Origin of the sequence: Xanthobacter wiegelii, from assembly GCF_043193855.2 — a bacterium.
Classification (GTDB): Bacteria; Pseudomonadota; Alphaproteobacteria; order Rhizobiales; family Xanthobacteraceae; genus Xanthobacter; species Xanthobacter flavus_A.
On record NZ_CM195529.1, the window covers coordinates 3826256 to 3843029 of the forward strand.

General features: G+C 69.4%; 19 protein-coding genes. 11 read left to right on the forward strand and 8 right to left on the reverse strand.

All coding sequences use genetic code 11. From position 1 onward, the window contains the following. Positions 1 to 1410: an esterase-like activity of phytase family protein gene (locus tag V5F63_RS17840; RefSeq protein ID WP_394100715.1), complete on the forward strand. Its 1410-nt coding sequence runs from the start codon at positions 1 to 3 to the stop codon at positions 1408 to 1410. 86 nt (positions 1411 to 1496) lie between these two features. Here the strand turns inward: V5F63_RS17840 and V5F63_RS17845 are convergent, their stop codons facing one another. Continuing rightward, the gene (locus V5F63_RS17845; RefSeq protein WP_394100714.1) at positions 1497 to 3125 is read right to left on the reverse strand and encodes an ArnT family glycosyltransferase; all 1629 of its coding nucleotides are present in this window, start codon (positions 3123 to 3125) and stop codon (positions 1497 to 1499) included. A 358-nt stretch (positions 3126 to 3483) separates the two neighbouring features. Next, entirely contained in the window at positions 3484 to 4080 is a 597-nt protein-coding gene (locus V5F63_RS17850) for a superoxide dismutase (protein ID WP_209484521.1), read from the reverse strand. A gap of 203 nt (positions 4081 to 4283) precedes the next feature. Here V5F63_RS17850 and V5F63_RS17855 point away from each other — a divergent pair, with 203 nt between their 5' ends. Together V5F63_RS17855 and cobT are read left to right on the forward strand one after the other, a co-directional pair. Then, on the forward strand, positions 4284 to 5138 hold the full coding sequence (locus V5F63_RS17855; RefSeq protein ID WP_394100713.1) for a hypothetical protein: 855 nt from the start codon (positions 4284 to 4286) through the stop codon (positions 5136 to 5138). Between the two features lie 230 nt (positions 5139 to 5368). Next, entirely contained in the window at positions 5369 to 6391 is a 1023-nt protein-coding gene (gene cobT / locus V5F63_RS17860; RefSeq protein WP_394100712.1) for a nicotinate-nucleotide--dimethylbenzimidazole phosphoribosyltransferase, read from the forward strand. Between the two features lies 1 nt (position 6392). On the opposite strand, the gene V5F63_RS17865 is transcribed toward cobT, so the two are convergent. After that, entirely contained in the window at positions 6393 to 7472 is a 1080-nt protein-coding gene (locus tag V5F63_RS17865; protein ID WP_394100711.1) for a sensor histidine kinase, read from the reverse strand. Positions 7473 to 7586: 114 nt separating this feature from the next. On the opposite strand from V5F63_RS17865, the gene V5F63_RS17870 reads away from it, so the two are divergent. The 4 genes from V5F63_RS17870 to V5F63_RS17885 all read left to right on the forward strand — a co-directional run bounded on the left by V5F63_RS17870 (position 7587) and on the right by V5F63_RS17885 (position 10182). Continuing rightward, on the forward strand, positions 7587 to 8078 hold the full coding sequence (locus tag V5F63_RS17870; protein ID WP_394100710.1) for a thermonuclease family protein: 492 nt from the start codon (positions 7587 to 7589) through the stop codon (positions 8076 to 8078). A 98-nt stretch (positions 8079 to 8176) separates the two neighbouring features. Then, positions 8177 to 8788, forward strand: a complete 612-nt coding sequence (locus tag V5F63_RS17875; RefSeq protein ID WP_394100709.1) for a glutathione S-transferase family protein — start codon at positions 8177 to 8179, stop codon at positions 8786 to 8788. Between the two features lie 4 nt (positions 8789 to 8792). Then, complete coding sequence (locus V5F63_RS17880; protein WP_209484532.1) at positions 8793 to 9536, forward strand: MBL fold metallo-hydrolase; 744 nt, start codon at positions 8793 to 8795, stop codon at positions 9534 to 9536. Further along, entirely contained in the window at positions 9487 to 10182 is a 696-nt protein-coding gene (locus V5F63_RS17885; protein ID WP_394100708.1) for a uracil-DNA glycosylase family protein, read from the forward strand. Before V5F63_RS17880 ends, V5F63_RS17885 begins: the two co-directional genes overlap by 50 nt. Positions 10183 to 10414: 232 nt before the next feature. Here the strand turns inward: V5F63_RS17885 and V5F63_RS17890 are convergent, their stop codons facing one another. Next, positions 10415 to 10957 carry a hypothetical protein gene (locus V5F63_RS17890; RefSeq protein ID WP_209484536.1) on the reverse strand — a complete coding sequence of 181 codons (543 nt, stop codon included), beginning with the start codon at positions 10955 to 10957 and terminating at the stop codon, positions 10415 to 10417. 92 nt (positions 10958 to 11049) lie between these two features. After that, a complete protein-coding gene (locus V5F63_RS17895) occupies positions 11050 to 11508 on the reverse strand; it encodes a carboxymuconolactone decarboxylase family protein (RefSeq protein ID WP_209484538.1) in 459 nt (152 codons plus the stop codon). Positions 11509 to 11644: 136 nt separating this feature from the next. Here V5F63_RS17895 and V5F63_RS17900 point away from each other — a divergent pair, with 136 nt between their 5' ends. From V5F63_RS17900 to V5F63_RS17910, 3 genes are all read left to right on the forward strand, one after another. Next, complete coding sequence (locus V5F63_RS17900; RefSeq protein WP_209484540.1) at positions 11645 to 12139, forward strand: RrF2 family transcriptional regulator; 495 nt, start codon at positions 11645 to 11647, stop codon at positions 12137 to 12139. 223 nt (positions 12140 to 12362) lie between these two features. Further along, positions 12363 to 12854, forward strand: coding sequence for a YciE/YciF ferroxidase family protein (locus V5F63_RS17905; protein WP_209484542.1), 492 nt, complete (start codon positions 12363 to 12365; stop codon positions 12852 to 12854). Positions 12855 to 12910: 56 nt separating this feature from the next. Further along, a complete protein-coding gene (locus tag V5F63_RS17910) occupies positions 12911 to 13552 on the forward strand; it encodes a UdgX family uracil-DNA binding protein (RefSeq protein WP_394100707.1) in 642 nt (213 codons plus the stop codon). Here V5F63_RS17910 and V5F63_RS17915 read toward each other — a convergent pair. The 3 genes from V5F63_RS17915 to V5F63_RS17925 form a co-directional block, all read right to left on the reverse strand. Continuing rightward, complete coding sequence (locus tag V5F63_RS17915) at positions 13515 to 13673, reverse strand: hypothetical protein (protein WP_209484545.1); 159 nt, start codon at positions 13671 to 13673, stop codon at positions 13515 to 13517. The two genes, V5F63_RS17910 and V5F63_RS17915, sit on opposite strands and share 38 nt — an antisense overlap. Positions 13674 to 13686: 13 nt before the next feature. Beyond that, positions 13687 to 14172, reverse strand: coding sequence for a hypothetical protein (locus tag V5F63_RS17920; RefSeq protein WP_394100706.1), 486 nt, complete (start codon positions 14170 to 14172; stop codon positions 13687 to 13689). A gap of 174 nt (positions 14173 to 14346) precedes the next feature. After that, positions 14347 to 15213 carry an NADPH-dependent oxidoreductase gene (locus V5F63_RS17925; protein ID WP_394100705.1) on the reverse strand — a complete coding sequence of 289 codons (867 nt, stop codon included), beginning with the start codon at positions 15211 to 15213 and terminating at the stop codon, positions 14347 to 14349. A 438-nt stretch (positions 15214 to 15651) separates the two neighbouring features. On the opposite strand from V5F63_RS17925, the gene V5F63_RS17930 reads away from it, so the two are divergent. Continuing rightward, positions 15652 to 16707 carry an aldo/keto reductase gene (locus V5F63_RS17930; protein ID WP_394100704.1) on the forward strand — a complete coding sequence of 352 codons (1056 nt, stop codon included), beginning with the start codon at positions 15652 to 15654 and terminating at the stop codon, positions 16705 to 16707. Positions 16708 to 16774 lie beyond the last annotated feature (67 nt).

Genomic DNA, 16774 nt, shown 5'->3' on the forward strand with positions numbered 1-16774 from the left:
ATGCGCACCCTGAAATGCATCGCCCTCGCGCTGCTCGCCGGCGCCGCCTTCGTTTCTCCGGCCCTGTCCCAGACCGCCGCCAATCCGGACAAGCCCGCCGAAGGCACCGCCTTCCCGGCCGTCCTCGCCGGCCATGTGGTCCTGCCGGCCGCGACCTTCGTCCCCGCCCCCTCTGACGCGCCGGATGCGCTGAAGACGTCGGGCAAGTTCACCACCGCCGACCGCGCGCGCATCGACGTTATCGGCAGCGTCAAGGGCGTCAGCGTCCTGTCCAATCCCGCTACCCCGCGCGAGACCGGCCTTTCCCTGCCGTTCGAGGGTCAACCGGTACAGGGCTTCTCCGGCATCGTCTCGGAGGGCGACGGCAATTTCCTGGTGCTCACCGACAACGGCTTCGGCTCCAAGGCCAACTCCCCGGACGCCATGCTGATGGCCCACCGGCTGAAGATGGACTTCAAGGCCGGCACCATCGAGCGTGTCAAGACCATCTTCCTCAACGATCCGGACCGGAAGGTGCCCTACCCCATCACAATGGAAGGCACCGCCACCCGCTATCTCACCGGCTCGGACTTCGATCTCGAATCGATACAGCGCGTCGGCGACAGCCTGTGGTTCGGCGAGGAGTTCGGTCCCTTCCTCATCGAGACCGACCTCGACGGCAAGGTGAAGGCGGTGTTCGAGACCAAGGTGGACGGCAAGGTCGTGCGCTCGCCTGACCATCCGGTGGTCACCACCCCCGGCGCGCCGGACGGCAAGGTCGCATTCAGCGTCTACCGCTCCAAGGGCTTCGAGGGCATGGCGCTTTCCCCGGACAAGACCAAGCTCTACGCTCTGCTGGAAGGCCCGATCTTCGACGCCGCGACCGGCGGCAAGGAGAAGGCGGGCGAGAACGAAGTGCTGCGCATCGTCGAGTTCGATCTCGGCAAGCGCGAGTGGACCGGCCGCTCGTGGAAGTATCCGCTGGCGGTGGCGGGCAACGCCATCGGCGACTTCAACATGATCGACGACACCCACGGCCTGATCATCGAGCGCGACAGCCTGGAAGGCTCCCGTTTCAAGGCCTGCGCCGCCGGAAAGGCGGAGCCCACCTGCTTCGACAAGCCGGCCCAGTTCAAGCGCGTCTACAAGATCGCCTTCTCTCCCGAGACCGCCGGCCAGGTGGTGCGCAAGGTCGGCTACATCGACCTGCTTGCCATAAAGGACCCCAACGGCAAGGCCAAGCAGGGCGGCACCGAGGGCGTGCTGGACATGCCCTTCTTCACCATCGAGGACGTGGTGATGGTGAGCCCCACCGAAATCGTGGTGGGCAACGACAACAACCTGCCCTACTCCGCCGGCCGGACCCCGCAGAAGAACGACGACAACGAGTTCGTCCTGCTCAGCGTGCCGGAGCTTCTCGTCGCCAAGTGAGGGTAAGGGCGCACACTCTCCTGCCGCAGAAAAGCAGAAGGCCGGGCGCGAGCCCGGCCTTTTCGCTGCTCCGATGCCGGATCGCCCTACTGCCCGGCGGCGAACACGCTCGGGAACGGGCGGCCGCGCACGTCGTACACGGTGGCGTAGGTGACGCCCTCCCGCTCCACCTTCACCAGCAGCGGCGCCTTCACGTCGGCGCAGTAGAACTCGCCGAGGCGCATGTAGAAGTCGGCATTCTTGCTGTCATAGGTCGTCTCGTAGCGCGGGCCGAGTTCGGCGGCGGCGGCGAAGTGCGGACCGCAGACGGCGACGCGCAGCTTGCGGCCCTGCGGCAGGGTCCGGCGATGCTGCTCCACGTATTCGTCCAGCTCCTCCGTGGCCTGCTTGAAGGCGAGGCCCCAGTAATCGAGCATGAACTGATCGTCCGCACCCTTGATGCCGCCGACGAAGTGGTTGTAATAGGTGTATTCATAAGGGTGCAGGTTGTGGAAATCCACCGCCGGCACCACGACGCCCACCGCGAAGGTCGCGGCGACGGCCGCTTGGGCCAGGCGCGGCAGGCCCTGCGCCTTCTGCCAGAGCCAGGACGCGGCGCAGCCGCCCAGCAGCGCCAGCGCCGGCGTCACGAACACGAAGTGGCGGATGCCGTTGTACATCACGGGCCGGGTGACGACCGTGAGCAGCACCGGGAAGGCGGCGGCGGTGAAGATGAGCACCAGCCGGGCGCGCTTCGCCGGGGTGTCCTTGCCCACGAGCGCCGAGACGATGGCCCCCGCCGCGCCGGCCACCGCAAGGCCGAGGAACAGCTCGGGCATCTGCACGGAGAACAGCGTCGGCACATAGGTGCGCGGCATGTCCGGCACGAGGATGGGCCGGCCCTCGAACATCTCGCGCCACGGCACTTCCCAGAAGTGGGAATAATACTTCAGCGCCACGAGCGGGTTGAGCGGCTCCGCGACGCCCCAGGGCCAGACCATGCCCAGCACGAAATAGGCGAGCGGCATGGCCAGCAGCAACAGGCCGGTGAAGCGCAGGGTGCGCAGCAGGGCGGGCTTGATGCCGAGCCGCACGCATTCCACCGCCAGCACGAAGGCGATGGCCGCGGAGAGATAGACGCCGCAGAGCAGGCCGAGCACGCGCGTGCCGACGGCAAGGCCGAGGAAGAGGCCGAAAAGCGTGACGGTGCGCGGCGACGGCTGGGGGAATTCATCGAACGCGCGCACGCAGGCATAGAGCACGCCCGCCACCGCGACGGCGAAGGGCGCATCCTTCGCGTTCATGAACATGTGCCCGTAGTAGAGCGGGCAGATCATCAGCAGGGCGACGGCGGCAAGTCCGCCCCAGGGGCCGGCAAGGCGCCGCCCGGTCCGCCACACCAGCAGGAAGCCGATGATGCCGACCAGCGCGCCCAGCAGGCGGCGGATGTCGAACACATCGACGAACGGCAGGGCCTTGGCGATGGCCGCCGCGGCGAGGTCGAAGCCGCCGCCGTAGTAATAGAGGTTGACGAAGGAAAAGACTTTCCGCTCCGTCAATCCCGACGAGAAGTAGGAATAGAGCAGATCGCCATACTGGGAGTGGGTGAAGTCATCCCAGCCGAGGCCGTAGTCGGAGAACGTGAGCGCGGCGATGACCGCCACGCCTGCGATCAGGACAACGGCGCAGGCGTCCGCGATCGCGCCCGGCCGACGTTCGATTTCAAGGAACGACATTGATGGAGGATCCCGAACCCAACTCCGTCGCGCCGTTTCCAGGATCGCTCCCGGGCCCCCAGCGCGGCACTCCACCATCATACCGCAGGTGGCTACGCGGAACACAGCTAAGATGGAGTAGAGGCGGATCGCAACAAAATTATGCCTGGCGCTGCAAAAAAATAAGGCAGCTTCGGGAACAAATGAGGCAGCAGAGCTGACGGACGGTAAGTTAAGGCGGCATCTTGTTCTTGCGAGGCAGAGTCAATCACTCGCAGGAAAAGAAAAACGACGCCTCGCAACTCGCGGGCGCCGTCAGGGCTTCGCAGCAGGCTTGCGCCACCCCCTCGCGGAGCGGCGCAAGCCCGGCGGAAAAGGGTCAGCCGGCCTTGCTGTAAAGCTCGGCCACGTAGTCCCAGTTGATGAGGTGCTCGACGAACGCCTTCAGGTAGTCGGGACGGCGGTTGCGGTAGTCGATGTAGTAGGAGTGCTCCCACACGTCGACGCCGAGCAGCGGGGTCGCGCCCTGCACCAGCGGGTTCTCGCCGTTGGCGCTCTTCATGATGGAGAGCTTGCCGTCCTTGAGCGCGAGCCACGCCCAGCCCGAGCCGAACTGGCCGACACCGGCGGCGATGAAGTCCTCCTTGAACTTCTCGACCGAGCCGAGGTCCTCGATGATCTTCTTTTCCAGCTCGCCGGGGATGGGTCCGCCGCCGTTGGGCTTCATCCAGTTCCAGAAATGGAGGTGGTTGTAGTGCTGGCCGGCGTTGTTGAAGAGCGGGGCGTTCTTGCCGAACGAGCCCACGACAATCTCCTCAAGGGTTTTCCCTTCAAATTCAGTTCCCTTTAGGAGATTGTTGCCATTGTTGACATAAGCGAGATGATGCTTGTCGTGATGGTATTCCAGCGTTTCGCGCGACATGTAGGGCGCAAGCGCGTCATAGGCATAGGGCAGGTCGGGCAGCGTGAAGGACATGAAACATCTCCGCAATCTATCCGGCGTCTCGCCCGGGGCGAAATCGCTGCCCCGGCGGCATACCGGGTATACGACATGTCCGAGCGTGGACCTAGATAGGGTTGCGTTCGCCATCAAACAACCTTGAAGCGGCCGATTTTCGCGGCGAGGTACCACCTTTGATTAAGAACGGCTAAGGCCGGCAAGCGGAAGTGGGGTGCGAGATGTGGTGGTTCCTGGTCCTTCTCGGCGTTCTCATCGCTCTGGCCGGGCTCGCGGTCATCGGCCTTGGGGTGACGATCTACGTCTCGGCCTTCGGCAATACGCTGATCACCACCGGCGCGGTGGCCGCCTCGGGCGGCTTCGTCATCACCGCCATGGGGCTGGTGCTGCGCCAGCTGGACCGGCTGACCCGGCAGATCGAGCGCTCCTATCCCGCCGGCGAGGACGAGGCCGAGGAGCCCGCGGCACCGCCGGCCGCCCGCCCCGCCCGCGCTGGCCGCAACGCGGCGCCCCGCCTCTCCGTGGATGATCTCGTCGCACCGGAGCAGGACGCCGAGCCCCCCGCGCCGGCCGCCCGCGACCGCGCCGAGCGGCCCCAGGAGCGCAACCAGGAGCGGAACCCGGAGCGCACCGCCGAACGGGCGGCCGAGCGGCAACCGGAGCGTCCGCCGGCGCCGCGTCGTCCCGCCGCCCCGGCCTCGCTGCCGCCGCCCGAGGCCGGCCAGCCGGCCGATCCCATGCTCGATGCGCGCCGCCAGCGGCTTCAGCGCGGCCCGGAGCCGGCACCCGAGGCGCCGGCCGCCCCGCCCGCGCCGCCCCGCCCGCGCACCGGCTATGAGCCCCCGCCCCGTCCTGCCCGCGCGGCGCCGCCCGAGCAGGCCGCCATCGCCCCGCCTGCCCCGGCGCGTGAGCCGGACGAGCCGCGCATCCTGAAGTCCGGCATCGTCGGCGGCATGGCCTATACGCTTTATTCGGACGGCTCGATCCAGGCCGAGCTGCCCACCGGCGTCGTCCGCTTCGCCTCGCTGCAGGAGTTGCGCGACCACGTCTCCCAGGCTCAGCAGGGCGACCGCTGAGGCACCCCCACCGTCCCGCGGGCGGCGGGGCGGATTTGCCGGATCGGGGCGCCCGCTCTATTGAGCGGCAGCGTTCCCCGCCCGGCGATGCCGGTGGTTAGAGCACGATCCGATCAAGTTGAATCAACTTGATCGGTGAATCGCCCTCTCAACTCAAGAAAGAGAACGCGTGATCCGATCTGATTGTGACGCAATCAGGTCGGCGCGTGCTCCAGAGGTCATTCCGCCCGATGTTCCCGCAAGATACCGGCTCGCCCTTCGACGACATCCGCCAGCTCGTCGCCACCCTGCCCGGCCCCAATGAGGGCGCCCGCGAGGCGGCGCTGGCCCGGCAGGAGCAGTTGGTGAAGCCGCCCGGCGCGCTCGGGCGGCTCGAAGCCATCGCCGCCCATCTCTCCGCCTGGCAGGGCAATTCCATGCCCACCGTCAACCGCCCCATGGTGGCGGTGTTCGCCGCGACCCACGGCGTGGCGGAGCTGGGCGTGTCGCCCTATCCGGGCGCGGTAACCAAGCAGATGATGGCCACCTTCACCGCCGGCAAGGCGGCGGTGAACCAGATCTGCGCCACCTTCGACGCCGGGCTCAGGGTGTTCGACCTCGCCCTCGACTATCCGACCCCCGACATCACGACGAACGCCGCCCTTGACGAGAAGGCCTGCGCCGCCACCATGGCCTTCGGCATGGAAGCCATCGCCGGCGGATCTGACCTGCTGTGCCTCGGCGAGATGGGCATCGGCAACACCACCGTCGCCGCCGCCCTCTGCCACGGCCTTTATGGCGGCACGGCCGAGGAGTGGGTGGGCGCCGGCACCGGCGCCGCCGGCGAGGTTCTGGATCGCAAGATCGCTGCCGTCCGCGCCGCCGTTGCCTTCCACAAGGATCATCTCTCCGATCCGCTCGAAGTGCTGCGGCGCCTCGGCGGGCGGGAGATCGCCGCCATCGCCGGCGCCATCATCGCCGCGCGGCACGAGAAGGTGCCCGTGGTGCTGGACGGCTATGTCGTGACCGCCGCCGCCGCCGTGCTCCATGCCATGAACCCGTCCGCGCTGGACCATTGCCTCGCCGGGCACGTCTCGGCGGAAAAGGCCCACCGCCAGCTGCTGGACCGGCTCGGGCTGGTGCCGCTGCTCGATCTCGGCATGCGGCTCGGCGAAGGCTCGGGCGCCGCGCTCTCCATCGGCGTGGTGAAGGCGGCCGTCGCCTGCCATCGCGGCATGGCGACCTTCGCCGAGGCCGGCGTCTCCGAGGGCTGAATCAGGCGCCGCGCAGGGTGCGGGCGGGCGGGAACGTCACCCGCGCCCGCGTCCCGCCACCCGCGCGGCGGGCCAGCTCCAGCTCTCCGCCATGAAGCGTCGCGAGGCCCCGCGCGATGGCAAGGCCAAGGCCCGCGCCCCGGCCGGTCGCCAGATCGAGCCGGCTCTCGCGGGCGTGGGCGGCACCCAAAGGCAGCTCGCCATCCGCGATGCCCGGCCCGCTGTCCTCGATGACGAGCATGGCGCCGCCATCGGGGCCGAGCCCGGTCACCAGCCGCACCTGTCCCTCCAGCGGCGTGAACTTCACCGCATTCGTCAATAGGTTGAGCGCGACCTGCCGGATCGCCCGCTCGTCGCCCCACAGCCGCACGGTTGCGCCCTGCTCCAGCGACAGGCGCAGCCGCCGCTCGGCCGCGAGGGGACGCATCATGGCGAGGCAATCCTCGGCGAGCGCATCGAGGCGCACGGGCGTCTCCACCAGCGTGCGGTGGCCGCTCTCGATGCGGGCGAGATCCAGCAGATCGTCGGCGAGCGCCAGCAGGTGCCGGCCGGCGCCGTGGATGTCGCGGGCGTAGCCGCCATAGGCCGGAACGCGGTGCGGACCCAGCACCTCCTCCGCCATCATTTCGGAAAAGCCCATCACCGTGTTGAGCGGCGTGCGCAGCTCGTGGCTCATCTCGGCGAGGAAGCGCGACTTGGCGAGGCTTTCCGCCGCCACCCGCCGGCTCTCCGCCTCGGCCTCCGATGCCCGGGCCTCGGCCGCGGCCCGCGCCGCATCGAGGCGCCGGACGTGCCGGCCGACAAGAAAGACGCCGATGGCGCCGACAGCGGCGCCGAGCAGCGCGAGGGCCGGTCCGGCGACCGCGCCACCCGCCAGCGCGACCCCGGCGACGGCCGCGATGGCGATGACCATGAGTTTCGCGGGGATCACCGCCGGAGCCGCGAATCCTTCCCCCGCCTCCGCCGGCTCCGGTTGGGAGGCCGCGGCAGGACCGAGGGGGAGGCAGAGGGGGCCGGACATGCGGCGGGAACCCTTCGCGGACGGAGTGTCGGTGGAATCGACCACCCTGCGGAACGTCACCTTGGCTCCGACTCCTGCGGCAGGTGGGTTAACGATTGGTTAACGCCCTCGCCCCATCCTCCCCGCCGGATGCGCCGCACCCGTGCGGCGGCCGAGGCCGGACCCATCAAGCCCATGCGTCTGTTCGATATTCTGCGTGCCGCCTTGATCCTCGCCGTGCTCGCTGCCGCAGTGGAAATGCTCTCGCGCGCCGAGCATCTGGAAGGCCGGGCGGAGGCGGTGGACGGCGACACGCTGGACATTGCCGGCACGCACATCCGCCTCTCCGGCATCGATGCACCGGAGCTGCGCCAGACCTGCGAGCAGGAGGGCCGCGCCTGGCGCTGCGGCGAGGCGGCGCGGGCGGCGCTGGAAGAGGCGCTCGCGGGCGGGACCGTTTCCTGCCGCGCCGAGAAGCGCGACAAATACAGGCGGCCCCTCGCCCTTTGCACCGTCAGCGGCACCGACCTCGCTGCGCTGATGGTCCGTGAGGGACTGGCCGTCGCCTATCTCGGTCATGCCTACCAGAGCGAGGAGGCAACAGCACGGGCGGCACGGCGGGGCTTGTGGGCCGGCAGCTTCCAGCGTCCCGCCGACTACCGGGCCGAGCATCCGCGCGGCCCGTGATCGTGGAACGGGCGGGCGGAACCGGCGCACCCTTGCGCGGTCGCCGCAGGCATGGTTTTTCGCTGGCCACAACAACCACGCCGGGGAGGCGCGACGCCATGAAGCTCTATGACACCAACCGTGCGCCGAACCCGCGCCGCGTCCGCATCTTCCTGGCGGAAAAGGGGATTTCGGTGCCGCTGGTGCCCATCGACCTGGGCAAGGGCGAGCACAAGAGCGCCGAGTTCACTGGCCTCAACCCCCGCCAGCGCGTGCCGCTCCTCGTGCTCGACGACGGCACGGCCATCGCCGAAACCATCGCCATCTGCCGCTATTTCGAGGCCTTGCAGCCCGAGCCCAACCTGTTCGGCCGCACGCCGGAGGAGCAGGGGCTGGTGGAGATGTGGCAGCGGCGGGTGGAGCTGGACCTGTTCTATCCCATCATGATGGTACTGAGACACCTCAACCCCGCCATGGCCCAGATGGAGGTGCCGCAGGTGCCCGAATGGGGCGAGGCGAACAAGCCCAAGGTTCTCGCCGCGCTTGGCTTTTTCAACGACCAGCTGGCCGACCGGGCGTTCATCGCTGGCCCCCGCTTCACGGTGGCGGACATTACCATGCTGGTGGCGGTGGATTTCCTGCGGGTGATCCGCACCGAGGTGTCCGAGCACCAGACCCACCTCAAGCGCTGGTACGATGTCGTCTCCCAGCGGCCGAGCATGAAGGCCTGAGATCATGAAGCTTACGGTTGTGGGGTGCGGCGATGCGTTCGGCTCGGGCGGGCGGGGAAACTCCTGCTACCGGATCGAGACGGACGGGCATGTCGCGACCCTCGACTTCGGCGCGAGCGCCCTCGTCCAGATGCACCGGCTCGGCCTGGAGGCGCAGGGCGTGCGGCAGGTGTTTCTCAGCCATCTGCACGGCGATCACTTCGGCGGCCTGCCCTTCCTGCTGCTTGACGGCCAGTTCGTCCACCGCCGCAGCGAACCGCTGACCATCATCGGCCCGCCCGGCACCGGGGCGCGCCTGGATGCGGCCATGGAGGTGCTGTTCCCGAGGATGGCCACCAATGCCTGGCGGTTCGATTTCGAGGTGAGGGAGGTCGAGCCCGGCTCGACCTCCCGGCACGGCCCCCTGACCCTCACCACCGCCGAGGTGCTCCACGGCTCCGGCGCCCCCTCCACCGCGCTCCGGGTCACGGACGGCAAGCGCACCATTGCCTTCTCCGGCGACACGCAGTGGACCGACGCGCTGCTGCCCATCGCTGCCGGGGCGGACCTCTTCATCTGCGAATGCTTCGCCTTCTCCGGCAGCCCGCACGGCCACATGGCCTACGAGACCATCGCGGAAAAGCGCGAAGCGCTGGGGGCGAAGCACATCCTGCTCACCCACATGGGCGACGAGATGTGGGCGCGGCGGGGCGAGGTGGATGAAGCCCATTTCACCGTGGCCGAGGACGGGCTTGAGCGCGACCTCTGACGGCGATCTCGACGCGCTGGTCGCGCGCATCCGCGCCTGCCGGGTCTGCCGCGAGGCGCCGCGCGGGCCGCCCCTTCCCCACGAGCCCCGGCCGGTGCTTCAGGTGTCCGCCACCGCCTCCATCCTGATTGCGAGCCAGGCGCCGGGCACGAAGGTGCACCTCTCCGGCCTGCCCTTTACCGATGCCTCCGGCGACCGGCTCAGGGCCTGGATGGGGGTGGACAAGGCCACCTTCTACGATGCCGCCCGCATCGCCATCGCCCCCATGGGCTTCTGCTTTCCGGGACAGGATGCGGCGGGGGGCGACCTGCCGCCGCGGCGGGAATGCGTCGCCACCTGGCACGACACGCTGTTCGCCAACCTGCCGCCGTTCCGGCTGATCCTCGCCGTGGGGCGCCCGGCGCAGGCCTATCACCTGTCGCGCCTCGGGCTCGCGGCGCATCTGAAGCCGAGCCTGACCGAGACGGTGGCCAATTGGCGGGCGGTGCGCGCGGCGGGGGAACAGCTCGCCCATCCGGTGGCGGTCTACACCCTGCCCCACCCCTCGTGGCGCAACACCGGCTGGCTGAAGAAGAACCCCTATTTCGACGCCGAGCTGGTGCCGCAGCTTCAGGCGGACATCGCGCGGGCGCTCGGGCGGGGGTGAAGGGCGGCGGAGCGCCGGCCCCGGACCCCACGCGCCCACGGCCGTCGTCCTCCGACTTGATCGGAGGACCCATGGCGCCACACCCCCCGGCGCGCGGATGCGGGTGCCAGCGGCGGGATGGGCCCTCCGATCAAGTCGGAGGGCGACGGAGGAGAGAAAACGACTCTCGCGCCCCGCACGCATGAAGCGGCTGGATGGCTTCCGGCTGCACCTTCGCTTGTCCGGTTTCCCCTCAGATCCGCAGGCGCGCCCACAGCACGAAGCCGGCCAGTGCAACCGCCACGGCGCCGACCAGCGCGACGAACAGCGCCGACTGGTCCAGCCACGCCACGGCCGGCACGCACAGGGCCATGAACACGCCGTTCAGGCCCATGCGCCACGACTGGGTATGAACACCGGCCACGAAGGTGCCCAGCGCCAGCAGCAGAAGCACGATGAGGCTGGTGGAATCGGCGTCGGCCACCGCCTGCACGCTCGGCAGGAACACGAGGTTCATGGCCGCGAGGAAGGCGCCCCAGTGGAGGAGCTGCGTCACCACCAGCCGGATGCGCTGTTCCTTGAGCGCCGCGCGGCGCCAGCCAGCGAAGATGCCCACGGCGCAGCTTGCCAGCGCGACGAATTCCCAGAAGGCGACGAGGGGGCGGCGGGTCATCGCCACATAGGCGATGCCGCCCACCGTCAGCGCGAGGATGGCGAGATACGGCCCCTCGCGCAGCCAGAAGTCGCGGCCCTCTCCCGCACCGGCTCCTGGCTGCGTCTTGCCCGCGTCATCCATGCCCGCCTCCGCCACGCTTTCCGCACCGGAATAGCCATAGGGCCGAAACGCACCGGATTGAAGCGCCCCGAGGGGCGCGCGGCGCCGCTCCCTCAGGCCGCGGCGGCGCGATCCACCGGGTGCAGCATGCGCGAGGAGACCGCGATGCGGTTCCACACATTGATGGTCCCGATGGCGATGGTGAGCTTGGCGATCTCTTCCGGCGAGAATTCTGTCGTCACCGCCGCATAGGCGCTGTCGGGAATGCCGGTCTGGGAAATAAGCGTCACGCTCTCGATCCATTCCAGCGCCGCCCGGTCGCGCGGGCTGTAGAGGGGCGATTCGCGCCACGCCGCAAGCATGTGGAGATGCTGGGCGGGAATGCCGTCGGCGAGCGATTCCTTCACGTGCATGTCGATGCAGTAGGCGCAGCCGTTGATCTGCGACGCGCGTAGCTTGACGAGATGCAGGAGCCGCTTCTCCAGCCCCGACTTCATCACCGCCCCGTCCAGCGCCCGCACGGCGGCATAAAGGGCGGGGGCGGCCTCGGCCACGTTCATCCTGGGTTCCATGCGCGCTCTCCAGTCTGCTCAGGGATGTGCGATCCCGCCCGTCTTGGCCGAGAATCATAGACATATTATATCGATGATTATCGGAGTAGGAAAGAGGCCAGCCGGTGATGGACCCGGGGCAGTATCCGGAGCAGGCATGAGGCGGTTGGGAGACGGGGTGGAGGCGGCGCTGCACTGCGCGCTGGTGCTGTGCTGGCTGGAGCCGGGCAAGGTGCTGCCGGGCAAGAGCCTCGCCGAGATGCACGGCCTGTCGGAGAGCTACCTGCTCAAGCACATGCGCGCCCTCACCGAGGCCGGCCTCGTGGAAGCCCTCCCCGGCCCCCGCGGCGGCTATCGGCTGGCGCGGCGCCCGCACGAGATCACGCTTCTCGACATCGTGGAGGCCATCGACGGCAAAGAGCCCGCCTTCACCTGCAGGGAGATCCGCCGGCGCGGGCCGGGCAAGTCCAAGGACCCCTGCGCCTACCAGACGGACTGCTTCATCAAGCGCCGGATGCTGGCGGCGGAAGAGCTGTGGCGCCAGTCCCTGAAGACCCAGACCCTCGCCGATCTCGCGCAGGATGGCGAAGAGCTGATCGACGCCGAGAGCAGGAAGACCGTCGCGGCCTTCGTGCGCGAGGCGCAGCGCTAGAGCACGCGCCGCGCGACGCAACGGAACTCTGCCGCCCGCTGCCCGTTGTGCTCGCAGCCCGAAGCGCATCGCGCTCGCGGGTGATCGCCCAAGGACAACCCGGTCCCACCCGTGCCCCCCGCGGATGGACGCGCGCCATCGCGCGCGCCGGCACGCCATGGTGCGATTTGGGCCTGCGACACGAGAACAACCGGCGGCAACGCCAACCGAAAGGACATCTCCCATGGCACAGTCCAAGACCCTGCAGGACCTCTTCTCCGAGACGCTCAAGGACATCTATTACGCCGAAAAGCAGATCCTGAAGGCGCTGCCGAAGATGGCGCGCTCCGCCCAGTCGGAGGAGCTGAAGGCCGCCTTCCTCACCCATCAGGAGCAGACCGAAGGCCAGATCGAGCGCCTGGAGCAGGTATTCGAGATGATGGGCAAGGCCGCCCGCGGCAAGCACTGCCCGGCCATCGTCGGCATCGTGGACGAGGGCAAGGAGATCATGGAGGATTTCGCCGGCACCGAGGCGCTGGACGCCGGCCTCCTCTCCGCCGCGCAGGCGGTGGAGCATTATGAGATCGCCCGCTACGGCACGCTGATCGCCTGGGCCAAGCAGCTCGGCCTCGCCGATGCGGTCCCTCTGCTGGAGGCAACCCTCAAAGAGGAGAAGGAGACCGACCAGCTCCTCACCCGCCTCGCCTCCGCCAATGTGAACAAGAAGGCCGCCTGAGGCGGTCCATCCGGCGCCCGCTCCGGCGGGCGCCGTTTTCACGACAGGAGCCGGGCATGGCGCAGCCGCCGCTCAATTGGCGCGCTCCAGACGGCCGCGCGGAGGCGCTCGCGGCACTGAATGCGGCCGGGGCGGAGAAGGGGCCGCATTGGGCAGCGTCCACCCGCGCGGTGTTCGGTGAAGGTCCCCTCGACGCGCCACTCGCCCTCATCGGCGAGCAGCCGGGCGACAAGGAGGACGAGGAAGGCCGCCCCTTCGTCGGCCCTGCCGGCAGGCTGCTCGACCGGGCTCTGGAGGAGGCGGGGATCGCGCGGAGAGACTGTTATCTCACCAATGCGGTGAAGCACTTCAAGTTCGTCCAGCGTGGCAAGCGGCGCATCCATCAGAAGCCCGGCGCGGGGGATGTCGCCTATTATCGCTGGTGGCTGGAGGCAGAGCTCGATCTCGTCGCGCCACGCCGCGTGGTGACGCTGGGTGCCACCGCCCTGCTGGCTCTTTCCGGGAAGCCCCTCGCCATATCCCGCCTGCGCGGGCCGGCGCGTCTGCAGGGCCGGGAGGCCTTCGTCACCGTCCACCCGTCCTCCATCCTGCGGGCGCCCGACGCCGACCGGGCGGGTGCCTATGCCGGCTTCCTCGCCGACCTCAGGGCCGCACGCGACCTCAGCGTGGCGGATCTTCCCCCGGCAGGCGCTCATTGAGTTCCTGCCGGCGGCGGCGCCGCTGGTAGGCGCCGAAGAGCAGCGCGGCGAGCAATACGACGGCACCGCCGACCACCGCGAGGAAAAAGAAGCCGCTGGCGGCATCGCTCAGTTCGTTCATGGCTTGGCGCTCCTCAGCTCATCCGCATGGCGGCGAGATAGGCCGCCATGTGCCGGCTGGCCGAATCCACCGCCGCGTCGGTCCCGAGCCGCGCCGCGTCGATGAGGACGTGGGCAGTCTCCTGCAGGGCGGCGGAATGCTCGAGCGTGGCATAGCGCCCGGAGACGAAGGCGCCCGCGTCCGCCAGGGTCCGCAGCACGAGGCCGGGGACCGCCGTCACGGCGAGAGGGATAGGGAGTGGAGCGTCCCAATGGCTCTCGCCCCGGGACTGCGGATCGGGGCCGGGGAGCACGTCGCGCCCGTGGATTGGCGAGAGGGCACTGCCGAAATCCGTCGCCGGCCGCTCGCCGCCGGCCTTGCCCTCATAGACGCTGTCGCTCGGCGCGCCCTCGGCTGCGGAAGCCTGCGCCAGTGGTGGATTGCGACGGTCGCGTTCGCTCTGGAGAAGATCGTCGGGATAGGCCGTCGTTGCGGGATGGGCCGGTCGGGGTGCCGCCATGGCTTCCTCCTCGCGCTTGCATGTCTGGGCTTCTCCCCGGCGCGCCGCGCACAGACCGGGGATCAGGAGACAAGCCATGGGGGCACGAAGAGTTCCCCAACGCGGGGGCCGCCCTGGCGAGAACGACCGGCTCGCCGCTCTCGCTGCCGCCCGAACCCGCTGCGCCGAAAGCTCTCAGCGCAGGCCGAAGCCCAGCGCGGTGAGCGCATCACGGATGCGGTCGCGACCTGCGAGGGATTGCGCGCCGCGCACGCGCGGCAAGGCCGCGGCGATCCAGCCGATCTCGGGGAGTTTCTGCCCCTTCTGGAACGCCTTAAGCGCCGCCTCGTAATGGTCCAGCGCATCCTGCGGCAGGCTTGCGTCATAGCGCTCGCGGTGGAGCACGAGGCGCTGGGAAAGGCGCGGTTTCACGTCCGCCGGGCGGGCGGGGTCGGGGTGGCCGATGGCAAGGCCGAACACGCCCACCACGTTGGGCGGCAGGCCGAGCAACTCGGCGAGTTCCTCCGGCCGGTTGCGCAGCGCGCCGAGATAGACCCCGCCGAGGCCGAGGGATTCCAGCGCCACCAGCGCATTCTGCGCCCCCAGCGCCGCATCGATCATGCCGACGAACAGCGCCTCCAGGAAGGAGAGCGCGTCTGTGGGCTGGGCGTTGCGGCGGCCGATCTCCTCCAGCCGCGAAAGGTCGGCGAGCCACACCAGCACCAAACGCGCCTCGACCACATGCTTCTGCCCGCCGGCGATCTCGGCGAGGCGCGCCTTGGTGGCCGGGTTCTCCACCGCGACCACGCTGAAGGTCTGGAGGTTGGAGGAGGACGGCGCGGATTGCGCCGCCGCCACCAGCGTCTCGATCAGCCCTTCGGGCAGCGGCTCCTTGGTGAAGGCGCGCACGGTGCGGTGGTTCAGCAGGCCGGCGATGGTGTCGTTGAGAAGGATTGAGGCGGGCGCCTCGGCCGCGCCGTAGCGGGCCTCCAGCAAAGCCCGGGCGGCGGCGGCTTCATCGGGCGCGAGGGTGGCGCCGGTGGAATCGGCAGTCTCGGTCATCAGCGGGCAAACTCCATGGGACGGCGCGCGAACGCCCTCAAGCGATCAGGCCGTGGCGCGCGGCTTCTCGGCGACGGCCCCCGCAGTCCGGCGGAAGCCGGCGGCGGGGTGGGCGTCGGGCAGGAGAGGGCCACGGCGGAACAGCTTCTCGCGCAGCGTACCCTCTTCGCAGGAGGTCTTGTAGACCGGGGGAGCCGACGATGAAGCCGGGCGATGCCGTGGGCATGCCAGCCGAGCTTCGTCGCCTGCAGCGCGAGGTTGGCCCGGGCGGCACCCGAGGGAATGGCTCCGCGCCGGCACGGCGTATTGAGCGCGCCCTTCACCCGCCGCATCCTGGAGCTGATCGCCGAGCGCCACGGATTGCCCTTCCCGCATTGACGCGCCGGCCCCGCCCGGCCACCTTCCGCCCCAGCTCACCTTCCGGATTCCCATTCCCCCATGCTCGAATATCGCCCCCTCGGGCGCACCGGCATCTCGGTGCCGTCCATCGCGCTCGGCACCATGACCTTCGGCCAGCAGAACACCGAGGCCGAGGGCCACGCCCAGCTCGACGTCGCCCGCGACCGTGGCATCAATCTCATCGACGCCGCCGAACTCTATCCCATCCCGCCCAAGGCGGAGACGCAGGGGGCCACCGAGCGCATCATCGGCTCCTGGCTGAAGGCGCGCGGCGGCCGCGACAAGGTGGTGATCGCCACCAAGGTGGTGGGCCGCTCCGACGCCACCTATTTCCGCGCCGACGGCAGGCGCACGCGGCTCGACGCGAAGAACATCAACGAGGCCGTCGAGCGATCGCTCAAGAACCTCGGCACCGATTACATCGACCTCTACCAGCTCCACTGGCCCGACCGCGCCGTGCCCCTGTTCGGCCAGAGCGACACCACCCGCGCCCGCGGCGACGGCGACGGGCCGGAAGTGCCCATCGAGGAGACGCTGGCGGCCCTCGATGGGCTGGTAAAGGCCGGCAAGGTGCGCCACATCGGCCTCTCCAACGAAACCGCGTGGGGCCTCTCGGCCTTCCTCGCGGCGGCGGAAAAGGGCATCGGCCCGCGCGTCGCCTCGGTGCAGAACGCCTACAACCTCGTCAACCGGACCTATGACACGGGCCTCGCCGAATTCCACCAGCGCGAGGGCGTGGGGCTGCTGGCCTATTCGCCGCTGGCGCAGGGGTTCCTCACCGGCAAATATCTCGACGGTGCGCGTCCGCCCGGCGCCCGCCACACGCTGTTCAACCGCGGCCAGCGCTATGAGAAGCCGGGCACGGAACAGGCGGTGCGGGCCTATGTGGCGCTCGCCCGCGAAGTGGGACTCAAGCCGGCGCAGCTTGCCATCGCCTACGTCACCAGCCGCCCGTTCGTGACCGCCAACATCATCGGCGCCACCACCCTCGCGCAGCTGGAGGAGAATCTCTCCTCGCTCGACGTGACGATCACGCCCGAGATCGAGCAGCGCATCGCCGCCCTGCACCAGCTGCACGGAAACCCCGCGCCCTGAAGGGCCGGCGCGCCGGCAAAGGCGCGTCGTCGCCTTTCGCTGGCAATCGCCGGCCCGCGCCCTATTC